The sequence below is a fragment of the Bacillus sp. AY18-3 genome, from assembly GCF_008042305.1.
GTDB lineage: Bacteria > Bacillota > Bacilli > Bacillales > Bacillaceae_G > Bacillus_A > Bacillus_A wiedmannii.
In genome coordinates this window covers 176124-190561 of record NZ_QKQR01000009.1, presented here as the reverse complement: position 1 = coordinate 190561, position 14438 = coordinate 176124, and the positions used below count along the sequence as shown (strand labels likewise).

At 37.6% G+C, this 14438-nt stretch carries 17 protein-coding genes; 4 read left to right on the top strand and 13 right to left on the bottom strand.

Annotation, left to right across the window (positions count from 1 at the left end):
* Positions 1-52: 52 nt before the first annotated feature.
* From DM800_RS09740 to DM800_RS09715, 6 genes are all read right to left on the bottom strand, one after another.
* Positions 53-280 carry a hypothetical protein gene (locus tag DM800_RS09740; RefSeq protein WP_098094256.1) on the bottom strand — a complete coding sequence of 76 codons (228 nt, stop codon included), beginning with the start codon at positions 278-280 and terminating at the stop codon, positions 53-55.
* A 16-nt stretch (positions 281-296) separates the two neighbouring features.
* Entirely contained in the window at positions 297-626 is a 330-nt protein-coding gene (locus DM800_RS09735; protein ID WP_255446962.1) for an ATPase, read from the bottom strand.
* A 59-nt stretch (positions 627-685) separates the two neighbouring features.
* Positions 686-907 carry a hypothetical protein gene (locus DM800_RS09730; protein WP_147786792.1) on the bottom strand — a complete coding sequence of 74 codons (222 nt, stop codon included), beginning with the start codon at positions 905-907 and terminating at the stop codon, positions 686-688.
* A gap of 18 nt (positions 908-925) precedes the next feature.
* Positions 926-1315 carry a hypothetical protein gene (locus tag DM800_RS09725; protein WP_147786791.1) on the bottom strand — a complete coding sequence of 130 codons (390 nt, stop codon included), beginning with the start codon at positions 1313-1315 and terminating at the stop codon, positions 926-928.
* 11 nt (positions 1316-1326) lie between these two features.
* On the bottom strand, positions 1327-1524 hold the full coding sequence (locus DM800_RS09720) for a helix-turn-helix transcriptional regulator (RefSeq protein WP_000538359.1): 198 nt from the start codon (positions 1522-1524) through the stop codon (positions 1327-1329).
* A gap of 234 nt (positions 1525-1758) precedes the next feature.
* Positions 1759-2781: a YeiH family protein gene (locus tag DM800_RS09715; RefSeq protein WP_142398693.1), complete on the bottom strand. Its 1023-nt coding sequence runs from the start codon at positions 2779-2781 to the stop codon at positions 1759-1761.
* A gap of 151 nt (positions 2782-2932) precedes the next feature.
* Between DM800_RS09715 and DM800_RS09710 the strand changes: the two genes are divergently transcribed.
* The 4 genes from DM800_RS09710 (at position 2933) to abc-f (ending at position 6698) form a co-directional block, all read left to right on the top strand.
* Positions 2933-3826: a LysR family transcriptional regulator gene (locus DM800_RS09710; RefSeq protein WP_087983943.1), complete on the top strand. Its 894-nt coding sequence runs from the start codon at positions 2933-2935 to the stop codon at positions 3824-3826.
* Positions 3827-3877: 51 nt separating this feature from the next.
* On the top strand, positions 3878-4246 hold the full coding sequence (locus tag DM800_RS09705; protein WP_046955576.1) for a MerR family transcriptional regulator: 369 nt from the start codon (positions 3878-3880) through the stop codon (positions 4244-4246).
* Between the two features lie 4 nt (positions 4247-4250).
* On the top strand, positions 4251-4790 hold the full coding sequence (locus DM800_RS09700; protein WP_147786790.1) for a flavodoxin family protein: 540 nt from the start codon (positions 4251-4253) through the stop codon (positions 4788-4790).
* Between the two features lie 273 nt (positions 4791-5063).
* Entirely contained in the window at positions 5064-6698 is a 1635-nt protein-coding gene (abc-f, locus tag DM800_RS09695; protein WP_147786789.1) for a ribosomal protection-like ABC-F family protein, read from the top strand.
* A 115-nt stretch (positions 6699-6813) separates the two neighbouring features.
* Here the strand turns inward: abc-f and DM800_RS09690 are convergent, their stop codons facing one another.
* From DM800_RS09690 to cccB, 7 genes are all read right to left on the bottom strand, one after another.
* On the bottom strand, positions 6814-7125 hold the full coding sequence (locus DM800_RS09690) for a heavy metal-binding domain-containing protein (RefSeq protein WP_000637523.1): 312 nt from the start codon (positions 7123-7125) through the stop codon (positions 6814-6816).
* Between the two features lie 65 nt (positions 7126-7190).
* Positions 7191-8906 carry an ABC transporter ATP-binding protein gene (locus tag DM800_RS09685; protein WP_087983947.1) on the bottom strand — a complete coding sequence of 572 codons (1716 nt, stop codon included), beginning with the start codon at positions 8904-8906 and terminating at the stop codon, positions 7191-7193.
* 227 nt (positions 8907-9133) lie between these two features.
* Complete coding sequence (locus tag DM800_RS09680; RefSeq protein ID WP_147786788.1) at positions 9134-10318, bottom strand: PDZ domain-containing protein; 1185 nt, start codon at positions 10316-10318, stop codon at positions 9134-9136.
* A gap of 260 nt (positions 10319-10578) precedes the next feature.
* Positions 10579-12015, bottom strand: coding sequence for a S41 family peptidase (locus DM800_RS09675; protein ID WP_000830301.1), 1437 nt, complete (start codon positions 12013-12015; stop codon positions 10579-10581).
* Between the two features lie 118 nt (positions 12016-12133).
* Positions 12134-13027, bottom strand: a complete 894-nt coding sequence (ftsX, locus tag DM800_RS09670) for a permease-like cell division protein FtsX (protein WP_087983949.1) — start codon at positions 13025-13027, stop codon at positions 12134-12136.
* Complete coding sequence (gene ftsE, locus DM800_RS09665) at positions 13017-13703, bottom strand: cell division ATP-binding protein FtsE (protein ID WP_000594325.1); 687 nt, start codon at positions 13701-13703, stop codon at positions 13017-13019. Before ftsE ends, ftsX begins: the two co-directional genes overlap by 11 nt.
* A 319-nt stretch (positions 13704-14022) precedes the next feature.
* Positions 14023-14346 carry a cytochrome c551 gene (gene cccB / locus DM800_RS09655; protein WP_000727965.1) on the bottom strand — a complete coding sequence of 108 codons (324 nt, stop codon included), beginning with the start codon at positions 14344-14346 and terminating at the stop codon, positions 14023-14025.
* Positions 14347-14438 lie beyond the last annotated feature (92 nt).

The following is a 14438-nucleotide window of genomic DNA, read 5'->3' as shown; positions in this document are numbered from 1 at the left end:
CTTTTGTAAAAAAAATACAAAAAGCTGTTTATACTCTTTGTATAAACAGCTTTTACGGAAATAACCCTTTTTGTACAGCACGCCCACAAAATAAAATAAGTGCTCCAACAACAACACTCGTTGCTGTTTTATGATAATGAGCTGAAACTAATAAATAATATGATAAACCTACAGTGCCAATCATAATACAAATGCTTGGCACTGGATAACGAGAGAAGTTCTGCATTCCCCAAAACAAAGCAAAAATAGCCGTAGCGACACATAATACCGGTAATCCCATCCCAGTTCCCCTTTTTCTATCTATTCCTTGTTGCTAACACACTCGTCGATGCCATACTTATTAATAAGCCAAAAATAGCAATATATAACAACTCATTTACATGTACTGCTTGCCTATCTAAATACTTATTTAAACAAAGATACATAATGAACAAGAACACGAAGCTTGTAATACTAATCGTAAAATATGACTTCATCTTATTCACAACTCGCTCATCAATCGACGGTACTCCCTCTTCTTTCAAACGCTTCTGTTCTCTATATTCCGCAATACTATATAAAATGACTAGTGCTACATTCGATATGAAGATTGTTCCCCACGAAATACTTAAAATCATTAAACTCATATTTAAAACAAGACCCGCTAAAAACAAACTTCCTATGAACGGTATAATATCTTACTTACTCATACATGATCAGCCTCTTTTTGATTTCTATATTTCCACTTCGGCCAATAGTTCACAAGAAAATACACCCACTGCCCTATTACAAATAAAACAAATGGCATACCAGTATTTCCGTCAACAATTAAATTATATAAACTCCATATCGCTAAACTAATCGTAAAAAATAACCCTACATATTTAAACGCTTTATCTGACTGAAATCTCTCAAACTCATCTTGCATTTTTCATTCCTCCTATCGCTATGCTCGTTTCCCTATCATGACTCCTATGATGAGACTACCCGCAAATAAGAAACTACATATCATAAATATTTCTTGCACTGGTATAACAGCTCTGCCTATTGCTTTACTCGCAACAATATAAACAATAAGCAATAGAAACGCGAATACAAATGAGACATTTACATATTTTTTTATATTTTCATTTACTCGCTCATCTATATCTGGAAGTTCTTCTTTTTTGTACTTACGCTTTTTGTAATACGAATACATCATCAAAAATACAATTGCTAAAACGTTACTCACTACGAGCGGTAAAATTGGTATAGCCGGATTCATACTATGAACTACAATGTCTCCCAAAAACAATCCAAAAGTCGCACCGATAAATAACTTTTTAGTATCGTTCATTTTTTCTCACCTTACTCTAGCGTAAATATTTCCTCCACCTTCACCCCAAAATATTTGGCGATTTTTAGGGATAACTCTAGACTCGGGTTATAATGATGGTTTTCAATCGCCACAATCGTCTGCCGCGTCACCTGCATCGCCTTTGCCATTTCAACTTGCGTTATATGATGTTGCTTTCTTAACTCTTTTATTTTATTTTTCACACCCATAGGCTCCACCTTCGAAAGTAAAGATATCTTTACTTTAATTATAAATATTTTCCAGTTATAAGTAAAGATATCTTTACAAATTTTAGAAAAACGTTTCACTGATCACCTTCTCTAACAAAGTACAAGCGTAATTAAATTTATATCAGCTATTTTTTTAATATATCGACACCCGTAGCACTATAAACATAAAAAAGCTGTTCCAAAAATATCTTTTGGAACAGCTTCTTCGTCCTACTACATAAATCCTAATGCATATACAAGAACGTATCCAAGAATAGAAAGGAAAACCGAGCCGATCAGCCCCGCCACGAATGCCTTACTTCCTAACTTACGGAACGTTTTAAACTCTACATTTAAACCAAGCCCCGCCATCGCCATTGCAATAAGCATGTAAGCAAGAACAACGATGTATCCGGCAACAACTTCTGGTATAACCCCGAGCGAATGCACTGCACTCATCGCTAAAAATCCGAAGATGAACCACGGAATTGGAAGGTCACGCCACGATTTTTTTTCCTCGCTACCTTCACTCTTACCAAACCATAATCCAATTAAAATCGCTACTGGCACAAGCATTGCAACGCGCGTTAATTTCACGATAACTGCGATGTCTACAGCCGTACTTCCTCCTGGCGCCGCAGCTGCGATGACATGGGCGATTTCATGCAGCGTCGCACCTGAGAATACACCGTAACCGTACGGTGAGAAGCCAAGCACTGGGTATAATAGCGTATAAATAAGTGTAAATATTGTACCTAAAATTGCAATAATTGCTGCCCCAACTGCCGTTTCTTCATCCTTCGCTTTCACTTGCGGTGCAATTGCCACGACCGCAGCCGCGCCGCAAATTGCTGTTCCGCACGCTGTTAAAATTCCGAGTTTCTTTTCTACCTTAAATACTTTCGTTAGCCCATATACAACGAAAATCGTAAATGTAATAACAACGGCAGCGATGACCAATACTTTCGGCCCTGCCTTCGCAATATCAACAAGATTTAACCGCATTCCAAGTAAGATAATCCCAAAGCGCAGCAACTTCTTACTCGCAAAGTTCGTTCCAGCTATCGCTTCTTGTGGAACTCCAATGACTGCGCGCCAAACCATCCCAATTAGAATAGCAATTACTAATTGTCCCATAATATTTAAAAATGGAAGCTCTGCTAAATATTTCGCGGCAATTGCGATTAATAACGTAATCCCAATACCTTGCGAAAATCCAAAGCCCTTCTTCTTTTGTATAACAAGTGTTTGTTCCACTTTGTACCACTCCAATAATCGTATTGGAACATGCATGTTCTTTCTACTTATATTATAAGAGAGTTTCTATAATAAGTTTAATATCAATATTGAATCTCTATCATCAGAAATACTTATGATAAGATGATAGAAAAAGAAAGGAGCCCATTACATGAACGTAGACATTTTAAAAATATTTGTTACTGTCGTTGAACAGAAGCATTTCTCCCGTGCAGCAGAATTATTAAACCTTTCACAACCTGGCGTAAGTATGCATATACGCAACTTAGAAAACGAATTTGGCACTACACTTATTCAGCGCTCTCCGAAGCACGTTCAAGTGACGGAAGCTGGAAACATATTATATATACACGCAAAACAAATGCTCTCTCTTTATGAAGATGCTAAGCAAGAAATTAACGAGCTACATAACGTTGTAACAGGAACTCTTCGCATCGGTGCTAGTTTCACAATTGGCGAATACTTACTTCCAAAAATACTGGCTAACTATGCGAATGAAAATCCACACGTTGAAGTTCATACCTTTATCTCAAATACAGAAGACGTTTTGCAAAGCCTTCGCTCTAATCAAATCGATATCGGCTTAGTCGAAGGGCAAGTCGTATACGCCGACGTGGACGTTGAAACGTTTATGCAAGATGAAATGAAGCTCGTCGTCCCGCCAAATCATCCACTGCTCCGCACAAATGAAATAAATGAAAGCACACTCCAAGATCAAGTATGGGTATTAAGAGAAAGTGGTTCTGGAACACGCGCTTATAGTGACCGCTTTATTCATCAACACCATTTAAAATTGAAGCGCTTCTTTACATTCAGTAGTATCCAAAGCGTGAAAGAAGCAGTTAGTGCCGGGCTTGGCATCGCTATACTTTCTGATTGGACTGTACGGAAAGAGTTACTGGCAAAAGAGCTATTCCACGTCGAAGTTCCAAATGAACAACTCATCCGTCCATTCTCCATCGTGCGCGGCAAATACTTCATCCCGTCTAAAGCTATTCAGGTGTTTTTAAATTATGTAGACTCTTTTGCGAAAAAACAGCATTGACCTTCACATTAGTGTGAAGGTTTACAATACATGTACAAGGGGTGAAACACATTGCGAATTGGAGAGTTATCAAAAGAAACCGGGGTTAGCGAAAGATCACTAAGACATTATGAAGAAAAGGGATTACTCCCTTCTAAGCGCCTCGCAAATGGCTACCGTGACTTTGATGAAAGTGCCATCGAAAAAGTGGAGCTTATTCAAATGTACTTACAAATTGGCTTAAATTTAGAAGAGACGGCAAGGATGCTGCGCTGCCTCGAAATAGAGCCGCACCTGTACGAAAATCCTTGCAGCAGTATCCTTACGCTTTATGAAGATAAACTTAATGAAGTAACGAAGCAAATCTCATTACTTTCTAGCATTCAAACGAATTTGCAAAAACACGTTTCACTCCTAAAGCAAACAAAAGAAAAGGGATGATTACATGTTTGTTATACATGGCAGTTCAAGACAAAACGGAAATACAGAAGCTTTATCACATATGGTGATTGATGGAATTGAAACAGAACAAATTTACTTGCGTGATCATATCGTCCACCCAATCATAGATCAGCGCCATGATGCAGAAGGATTCCAACCTGTAAATGATGACTACGAGCAGTTAATCGAGCGTATGTTAGAGCACGACACAATTATCTTTGCTACACCGCTATACTGGTATGGAATGAGCGGTCATATGAAAAACTTCGTCGATCGCTGGTCACAAAGCTTGCGTGATACATCTCTTCATTTCAAAGAAAAAATGAAAGGTAAAAAAATGTACGTTGTCATCGTTGGCGGAGACAATCCAAAGCTGAAAGCATTACCGCTTATTGCTCAGTTCCAATATATCTTTGATTTTGTTGGTTCATCATTTGAAGGGTATGTTATTGGGGATGCGAATGGATTGGATGAAATCAAAAATGATGCTGAGGCTCTAGCAAAAGTACAATTGTATAATAATAAGTTCAAAAATAGTAAATAGAAATAAGTTTGACAAACCATTTTGTATGCGCATACAATAAAAGTAACATTATGAAAGGAAGGTACTTTGACCAATGAAGTTCTAATTCTCTTATTTATTTCATCCATCACAAATAGTGAACAAAAAATGATGAAAACTAGCAGGGGATTAGTCTGTCCATTTGTCGATACTTTCTTTCGAAACGATCATGTAAAAAAATCGTTTATTTATGTACGATTTTTTACATGCAAGGGCGACGTTTATCCTCTCTAGTGAAACTAGGGAGGTTTTTTTATGACTATTTTATTCGCACGCAATATTGAAAAGAGCTTTGGTGATCGCACACTATTTACGTTACCGTCACTGGAAATTCAAGCACAGGATCGCATAGGAATTGTCGGAGTCAACGGAGCTGGTAAATCTACGTTATTACAAATATTAAGTAAAGAAATAGAAGCTGACAAAGGCATAGTAACTCATCATAGTTCTATCAGCATCATTCCTCAACTTAGCGAGGAACTACCGGAAACCACTTCTGCTCTCGCAAAAGGAAAATGGAGTATTTCAAACGTTACAGATGCAATGAGCGGTGGTGAACGAATGCGGCTAAAGATTGCTCATGCTCTCGAACAAGATGCAGGAATTTTATTTGCTGATGAACCAACAAGCCACTTAGATATGGTTGGTACAGAGCAATTGGAAAAGGCACTTTTATCTTATAAAGGGTCACTTGTTTTAATATCGCATGATCGTGAATTTCTAGATAATATATGTACAAAAATTATTGAAATTGAAGACGGGACGATTCAAGAGTATAAAGGAAACTATTCCAACTATCGAAAGCAAAAAGAACGTGAACGAACACAAAAACAAGCAGAATATGATCAATATATACAAGAAAAAAATCGTTTAGAGCAATCAATTTCACAAAAAAAGCAACGTGCTTCTAATATGACAAAAATCCCAACTCGCTTCAGTTCATCTGAATCTAAACTTTATAAGTTAAGCGGGGCTCATGGCCAAGAACAGGTTAGCAAAGCAGCGAAAGCACTAGAAACACGTCTCGAAAAACTAGAAAAGAAAGAAAAGCCAAAGGATCTTTCTCAGACTCAGTTTGACGTGCAATACCATACACCCATTCATAGTAAAGTGGCAGTACAGTTCAATAAAGCAACAAAGAAAATAGGCGACCGCACACTATTTAAAAATATGAATGGAACTATTGTCCCTGGTGCAAAACTTGCTATTTTAGGTGCAAACGGAAGCGGCAAAACAACTTTGTTCAACGTGCTTCTCGCAAACGAGCGTGGCATTCAGCTTTCGAAAAGTTGTAAAATTGGATACTTTGAACAAACACTATCAATTTTAAAAACAGATAAAACCATTTTAGAGAACGTTCTAGAAGAAACCAACTATACAGAAGCATTCGTTCGAACAATACTTGCACGGCTTTTATTCCGCCGTGAAGATGTTCATAAACCTGTACATGTCTTAAGTGGCGGCGAACGAATGAAGGTCGCACTCGCAAAAGTATTTTTAGGAAACTATAATATGCTTCTGCTCGATGAACCGACAAACTATTTAGACTTAGCGACGCAAGAAGAATTAGAAATCATGTTACAAGAATATCCTGGCACAATACTTTTCATCAGCCATGACCGTGCCTTTATTCGCTCTGTTGCAGACCATATTCTACAAGTAGATGAGAGTGAACCAAGAATATTCCACGGTAATTACGAGCAATACACAAAAAGAACCACCGGGGATTCTGTAAACGTAACTGAACAAGAATTATTACGATTACAAACAAAATTAACAGAAATTATCGGCCGAATTTCCATGCCAAATCATCACGATGATATCCCATCTCTCGAACAAGAATACGAAACATTATTAGTTCAAATCCAGAAATGTAAAGAAGCGCTCTAATGTCTTCCTTATATATCGACAGGGCCTTCCGCATTTCCCAAGAAATATTGGAACTTCGACATAGAATAGCATTAATAAAAGTGAAAAAGCCGTGCATCAGCACGGCTTTTTCACTTTAAATACGGACAGCAGTTCCGCTCACTGCAACCATTAGCATTCCTTCGCGAACTACTTCGTAATCCACGTCGATACCAACAATTGCATTCGCATTTTTTTGTCTTGCGAAAGTTTTCATCTCTTCCATTGCAATGTCGCGCGCTTCTTTTAATTTACTTTCATAAGCGCCCGCACGACCGCCGACAACGTCACGGACAGAGGCGAAAAGGTCACGAACGATATTCGCGCCCATAATCGCTTCTCCATTGACGATATCGATATACTCAATAATTTCTTTTCCTTGAATTGTAGACGTTGTTGTTACAATCATGCTTCATAGCCTCCCATATAAGATTTTCACTTACTTATGGTGCACTAATTCAGCAGAAATTATATTTACGAACTGAACTGTGCTTCGTATAACCTGCTGTATCCTCCGCCTTGTTCAATTAATTCATCATGTGAACCTTGTTCTGCAATACCATCTTTATTTACAACGACGATACGATCTGCATTTTTAATCGTTGCAAGTCTGTGAGCAATAACTAATGTTGTACGGCCCACAGATAGTTCAGCAAGTGATTTTTGAATCGCCAGTTCCGTCTCTGTATCTAATGCGGAAGTCGCTTCATCTAATATTAAAATTGGCGGGTTTTTCAAGAACATACGAGCAATCGCTAGACGCTGCTTCTGTCCACCAGAAAGTTTCACCCCACGCTCACCGATAACGGTATCTAAACCGTCTGGTTGTGAGTAAATTAAGTCTTCTAACTGCGCACGTTTTACTGCCTGCCAAATTTCAGCTTCTGACGCCTTTAAGTTTCCGTAAGCAATATTTTCACGAATTGTTCCTGAGAATAAGAACACATCTTGCTGCACAATTCCAATTTGCTTACGAAGTGAAGATAACGTCATATCTTTCGTATCAATACCATCAATTTGAATCGATCCAGACGATTGTTCATAAAAACGTGGTAATAGACTACATAACGTCGTTTTTCCAGCTCCTGATGGTCCTACGAAAGCAACTGTTTCACCTGCATGTATTTTCAAACTAATATCATTTAAAATCGGTTCTTTATTTTCATATCCGAATGTAATGTTGCTATATTGAATATCACCATGTACATGTTTAACTTCCATCGCGTCTTTAGCATCTACAATATCTGGCTCTGTTTCAAGAAGCTCTACATACCTCTTAAAACCAGCGATCCCTTTCGGATAGCTTTCGATTACCGCATTAATTTTTTCAATTGGGCGGAAGAAAATATTCGTTAATAGAACGAATCCGATAAATCCACCGTACGTTAATTCACCTTGCAGAACAAACCATGTACCGCATATTAAGACGAAGAGCGTTACGAGACGCATGAGCATATAACTAATCGATGAATTTAACGCCATAATTTTATACGCCATTAATTTCGTTGTACGGAAACGAGCATTGTTTACAGCAAATTGCTCTTTCTCAAACTTTTCATTTCCGAATGCTTGTACAACACGGATACCGCCAACGTTGTTCTCAATACATGCATTGAAATCAGCAACGTCTGAGAATAAACGTCTAAACGTACCTGTCATTTTTTTATTGAAGTAAAGTGCCAACCACAATAGGAATGGAATAACGAAGAACGTTAATAACGCTAACTTCCAGTTGATCATCATCATAAATGAGAATGCCCCAACTAAAGTCATAACAGCGATAAATAAATCTTCTGGCCCATGGTGAGCAATTTCCCCAATTTCCATTAAGTCGTTTGTAAGACGTGAAATTAAATGACCTGTTTTATTATTGTCAAAAAATCTGAATGATAGCTTTTGAATGTGATCAAATAATTTCTGTCTCATATCCGTTTCAATGTTAACACCAAGCATATGTCCCCAATATGTAACGACATATTGTAAGCCTGCATTTAATATATACACTGCAAGTAAACCGAAACAAGCCCATAAAATAAGCGTCCAGTTTTGTCCTGGCAATAACTTATCAATAAATTGATTTACGATAAGCGGGAAGCCAAGTTCTAGTAACCCTGCGACAACTGCGCAAGAAAAGTCGAGTATAAATAAACCTTTATACGGTTTATAGTAAGAAAAAAATTTACGTAGCATATCTTACCTCCATTTTCCAAAATTAAAAAGACTCCCTAAATGATAACCATTATCAAATAATTATTCAAGTTATCCGTCTATGAAACTAAAAAGAATGTTTGCGATGGTTGTCGTTTTTTTCATAAATTCGATATATTTGAATAATCACCGATATAAATTTCATTTACTACTAATCCCGCCCCCACAACCAAAAAGGGTATCACCACAAGGTGATACCCTTTCTTCTATTACATCGCTTCCGAATCCCACTCATGCTCCTGCTGAACAAACACAATTCCTAATTCGTGATGTCCTCCGGCGTATAATGCCGTTTGGGCAAGGCGAAGCTCTCCATTTGTATCTAATACTTCTAATTTACAAAATGCTCCTGTCGTCTTCGTTTGAAGCGCATCATAAAATTCCTCAGCGCTTCTTGGAATGACTCCATTTACTTTCGTAATCACTTCTCCAGGCAGTAAATTCAGCTCTGCCCCAATTGTATTCGGGATTGTATCTAATACAACAAGTCCATCATTACGTGCAGCGAAATACGCCGGTCTCGTCTCATCGGCAATTTTTTCTTGCATGGAAATTGTGAAACGCCCAAGCATTGCGACTCCCATTGCGATAATGGCAAGTACGTGCCACCAATAACTTGCGATTCCTAAAACAAGTACAATTCCTGCTAATCCGTAGACACGCCTTCCTGTAAATAATAAAGCTTCCGTTGGCTCATAACTTCTAATCTTTCTCATAAATCCAATTAAAAATGGAACGAGGAATAGAGAATAGGTATGTGAACCGATTGAAACGACAGGCCACCATGAAATAAACTGCGTTACTGCATCACCTGGTATAAGAATAAAAATAGGAACGATCCATAAACGCTTTGATTCGTGTAAACCAATCTTTAGCCCACGCTTACCCTTCCTAATCTTCGGCGTAGAATATCCTACTGCATTTTTAGAAATCAACAAGCCCTCTACAACGAGCATGACACCTAGTAAAATAGCAAGAGATACAATCGTACTCTCTTCCCCTTCTCCAAGCTGTAAGAAGGAAACTGGTAGCTTAGAAGATACTAGAACGCATACAATTGCGATACTAAATGTATAAGCTGCTGATAAATATCGATACATAGCAGTTAATCCAAATAATAACGTCCAAAGTAAGATGACCCATAAGCTCGCTTTGGAAACGACAAGGCCAAGTCCAATTGTAAGAATAGATACGATTAATCCGTATCCAACTCCCGCAAATAGAGATGTTCGCAGTTCAAACCAAATATCATAAACTTTAAAGGAAAAATCCTTTCGTTCTCGTAACATACGTAAGTATCCAACGAAGATACTACTTATTAAAAATACATAGACAGCAGGGTGTAAGAAAAAACGTCCAACTGCCCGCATTATTTCAAAAATCCATGCCTCCACGAACTCATTCACCACCATTTATATCATTCTTTCTTTTTATATTATCATAACTGGACAAACGTTTGTTTAACACAAAAAAATACAGGCAGCAAACTGCCTGTATTTCTTTTTATTTCGCTTTAATGGGCAGTAAGACCCCCACCTCAAAATTCAGCGAAAGCAAAGAATTTAGGTGGGGGATCCACTGCCCATAAAAGTCCGATTGGTTCAACTAATAATTAGTGGGGATGAAGAAAACCCCCACTGATTAAAGTTTCACTTTATTTCACTATTAATTTTAATGCGGACTGTAATTGTAGATCATTTTCTCCAGAACGGATTTTTTCAATAATTTTAGTTTGAATCGCCTCAGCTGTCTTTTTATCAAGCTGTCCCGTCGCTTCCATCTCATTCGCATTTTGGAATGCTTTCAGCGCTGATTCTGTCTCTTTACTAAAGTATCCATCTTCACGCCCTGGTACATATCCTAAACTCTTAAGCATTTCTTGCGCGTGTTTTACTTGCACATCATTTGAATTGTATGAAAGTGTCTTTTCAATTTGAATTGGTGTCGCATGATAATAATCTGGTTGCTTCACTTCTACTGTTGGCGCGATTCCTTTTTTATGAATCCAGTTTCCATCCGGTGTTAACCATTTAAACATCGTTAATTTAATGTTGCTGCCATCTTTAAATGGAACGGCTTGCTGAACAGTACCTTTACCAAACGTTTTTTCACCAATTAAATCGTATCCTTCTCCCTCTTTTAGCGCACCCGCTAAAATCTCTGAAGCAGAAGCACTTCCGTTATCAATTAATACTGAAATTGGATATGGCTTTTTCTCTTTCAGTTCCGTAGAGAATTTCTTTTTCTCACCATTTCGTTGCTCTACTTGTAGCATCGGCTTTTTATCCGTCATAATTTCCCCTAGTATCTCTTCTACACTATTTAAGTAGCCACCAGGATTACCACGCACGTCAATAACTAAGCCTTTTATGTTTTTCTTCTCTAACTCTTTTAACTGATCCTTAAATTCTTTCGCTGTATTTTCAGCAAAAGAAGTGATTTGCATATAACCGATATCTTTTCCGCTCTCTTGTTTCACAGAACTAAACACCGTGAAGATTGGAATTTTTTCACGCTTAATTTTAAATACAATCGGATCAGCTACTCCTGCACGCTTAATTTCAATCGCGACAGTCGTTCCTTTTTTACCACGAATCTTTAATACTGCTTCTTCACGTGATAAATCTTTCACACTATTTCCATCTACAGATAAAATTTGGTCATTCGGTTTAATTCCAATCTTTTCTGCCGGTGAGCCTTTAATTGGAGATACGATAATAAGCTTACCGTCCGTTTTGTTCACCTCAGCCCCGATCCCCTCTAGCTCAGGATCAAGTGATTCACTAAACTGTTTAGCCGTTTCTTTATCCATATACGTGGAATAAGGGTCCTTCAGCGTAGACAACATGCCTTGTATTGCACCTTCGACTAACTTGTCATCCTTCACGTCTTCCACATAACGTGAATCAATTAGTGCATACGCCTCATTAATTTTTGCCAAATTCCCTTGTGAGGTGCTAGCGTTTCCACTCGAAATTGTTTGCGTTACTTCTGCTGGGTTAACCCCAAATAAAGACATACCTGCAAACATTCCGCCAGCACCAATTAAAAATGCAACAACCATTCCAATAATTGCAACTCTACGTTTCAATGCGGAATTCCCCTTTCCAAAACACACAGGTGGTGTAGCAAAAGGCATCACACAGTGTGTGATGCCTTTACCTATTTCTACTATATGATAAGCTTGTACGAATTATGTTTGCAACTTTTTATACTTTTAAGAAGCGACGAATTGACATTACACTTCCCCACATACCGATTAAAGCCCCGATTAACACTAGTAAACCAGCTAATTGGAATACGAAAGGACTGTATGGTAGAAGTTCGAAAATTGTTCCGCCAAGTTTTTCGTTAAACACACTTTGTAGTGAATTATACGTAGCTAGAATTAAGCCAATTGGAATAATTGATCCTAATACTCCTAGGAATAATCCCTCTAATAAGAACGGCCAACGAATAAACCAGTTTGTTGCACCTACCAGTTTCATAATTTCGATTTCTGTACTACGAGCATAAATTGTAATTTTAATTGTATTAGAGATTAAGAACATCGCTGTGAATAAAAGACCTGCAATTAACGCAATCCCGATATTACGTCCTGTTTTTACAGTATCAAATAATTTTTCAACTTGACCTTTACCGTATTGAACATTACTTACAAACTGCATTTTCTCAATCTTTTTCGCGATTGTCGCTGTATCTGTTGGTTCTTTTGCTTTTACAATGAATACGTTTTTAAGTGGGTTATCTTGTTCAAATAACTCAAACGTTTTTCCGCTATCACCTAAGCTTTTAATTAAGCGTTTTAGCTCTTCTTCTTTAGAAGAATATTTAATAGATTCTACTTTTGCAATCTTACTCATATCATCTTCTAATTTCTTTTGATCAGCTTCTTTTGCTGCTGGATCAATGTGTACACGAATTTCTACATCTTGCTCTACTTTCGTCGCAAAATGGTTCATATTCATTATCGCTGTTAAAAAGACACCTACAAGTAATAATGTAACTGTTACTGCACTAACAGAAGCAAATGTCATCCATCCGTTACGTGATAGATTCTTTACACCTTCTCGCAAATGTCGACTAAGGGTCTTAGCCTTCATATCCGTATCCTCCCTCAATCTCATCTCGAACAATTTTTCCGCCTTCAATCGCGATTACACGATGACGAATTGTATTTACGATATCTGAGTTATGTGTCGCCATAACAATCGTTGTACCACGCTCGTTAATACGCGTAAAAATCTTCATAATATCAAGAGCTGTTTCAATATCTAAGTTACCTGTTGGCTCATCAGCAATTACAACCTTTGGTCTATTAACAATTGCTCTCGCAATCGCAACACGTTGCTGCTCTCCGCCCGAAAGTTCACTTGGTAGTGCGTCTGCACGATCCTCAAGACCTACAAGACCTAAAACTTCTGTTACACGCTCACGAATGGCTTCTTTTTCTTCTTCAATTACTTCTAAAGCAAACGCAACATTCTCATATACCGTTAACTTAGGTAGTAATTTAAAATCTTGGAAAATTACGCCTAATTGACGACGGAAATATGGAACATCTCTTTCTGCTAATGTTTCAATAACAAGTCCATTTACATTAATTGATCCTGTAGATGGCTTCTCTTCACGATACATCATTTTAATAAATGTAGATTTCCCGGCTCCACTCGGTCCAACTACGTATACAAACTCACCTTGTTTAATGTTAACTGTGAGACCAGCAATGGCTTTCATACCATTCGGGTACTCCTTATAAACATTCGTCATTTTTATCATTATTTATCACCCAATACTTAATGATTTTTTTCGAAATACTTTTCTGTACATCTGAAAATAAAAGATAACCTTTTATTCTCGCTTAACCACTCTTGTTGAAGGTAGCTTCCATTCATGCTTTTTATTAGCAGCGCTACTCTATGTAATATATTTCAGCAAAATTCTACAAACCTCATTGTAACATCAAACGGTTTCCAGTTCGGATACATTTTTGTTACAGTTATGTTACATCAAAAAAAAAGGAAACGAGTCGTCATAGTTCTTACCCAAAATCATTTTGGGATAAGATTATATAACCAACCCGTCCAGTTCACCCTTTTTATTTATGTTCAGCTAACCACTCAGCTACTTTTTTCGCATCCTCACCTTGAATAATTCCTGGTGACATGGAACCGCGACCTTTTTCAATAATCTTTTCAATCTCTGCTGCATCATATTTCTGTCCCACTTTTCGTAAATCCGGTCCAGTTGCTCCCGATAAATCTTTCGCGTGACAGCCTATACAACTTTTTTGGTAAATTTGCTCTGCGCTATCTGTGCTTGCAGATTGTTTCGAAGGCTTACTCTCTTCTTTATTTCCACATGCTCCTAAAGCAAAAACGACTGATGTTCCTAACGCAATAGCCAACAATTTCTTTTTCACTTCTATCGCTCCCCATTGTTGATATTCTTTTCATTCCTAACACACTCATTTTCATTATAAGCATTATCTTTATATAGAAAAACTAAGGTATA

What these genes read in the sequence shown, in the direction of transcription:
- DM800_RS09740 (WP_098094256.1), bottom strand. Translation starts at nt 280, where the DNA reads ATGGGATTACCGGTATTATGTGTCGCTACGGCTATTTTTGCTTTGTTT.
- DM800_RS09735 (WP_255446962.1), bottom strand. Translation starts at nt 626, where the DNA reads ATGAGTTTAATGATTTTAAGTATTTCGTGGGGAACAATCTTCATATCG.
- DM800_RS09730 (WP_147786792.1), bottom strand. Translation starts at nt 907, where the DNA reads ATGCAAGATGAGTTTGAGAGATTTCAGTCAGATAAAGCGTTTAAATAT.
- DM800_RS09725 (WP_147786791.1), bottom strand. Translation starts at nt 1,315, where the DNA reads ATGAACGATACTAAAAAGTTATTTATCGGTGCGACTTTTGGATTGTTT.
- DM800_RS09720 (WP_000538359.1), bottom strand. Translation starts at nt 1,524, where the DNA reads ATGGGTGTGAAAAATAAAATAAAAGAGTTAAGAAAGCAACATCATATA.
- DM800_RS09710 (WP_087983943.1), top strand. Translation starts at nt 2,933, where the DNA reads ATGAACGTAGACATTTTAAAAATATTTGTTACTGTCGTTGAACAGAAG.
- DM800_RS09700 (WP_147786790.1), top strand. Translation starts at nt 4,251, where the DNA reads ATGTTTGTTATACATGGCAGTTCAAGACAAAACGGAAATACAGAAGCT.
- abc-f (WP_147786789.1), top strand. Translation starts at nt 5,064, where the DNA reads ATGACTATTTTATTCGCACGCAATATTGAAAAGAGCTTTGGTGATCGC.
- DM800_RS09690 (WP_000637523.1), bottom strand. Translation starts at nt 7,125, where the DNA reads ATGATTGTAACAACAACGTCTACAATTCAAGGAAAAGAAATTATTGAG.
- DM800_RS09685 (WP_087983947.1), bottom strand. Translation starts at nt 8,906, where the DNA reads ATGCTACGTAAATTTTTTTCTTACTATAAACCGTATAAAGGTTTATTT.
- ftsX (WP_087983949.1), bottom strand. Translation starts at nt 13,027, where the DNA reads ATGAAGGCTAAGACCCTTAGTCGACATTTGCGAGAAGGTGTAAAGAAT.
- ftsE (WP_000594325.1), bottom strand. Translation starts at nt 13,703, where the DNA reads ATGATAAAAATGACGAATGTTTATAAGGAGTACCCGAATGGTATGAAA.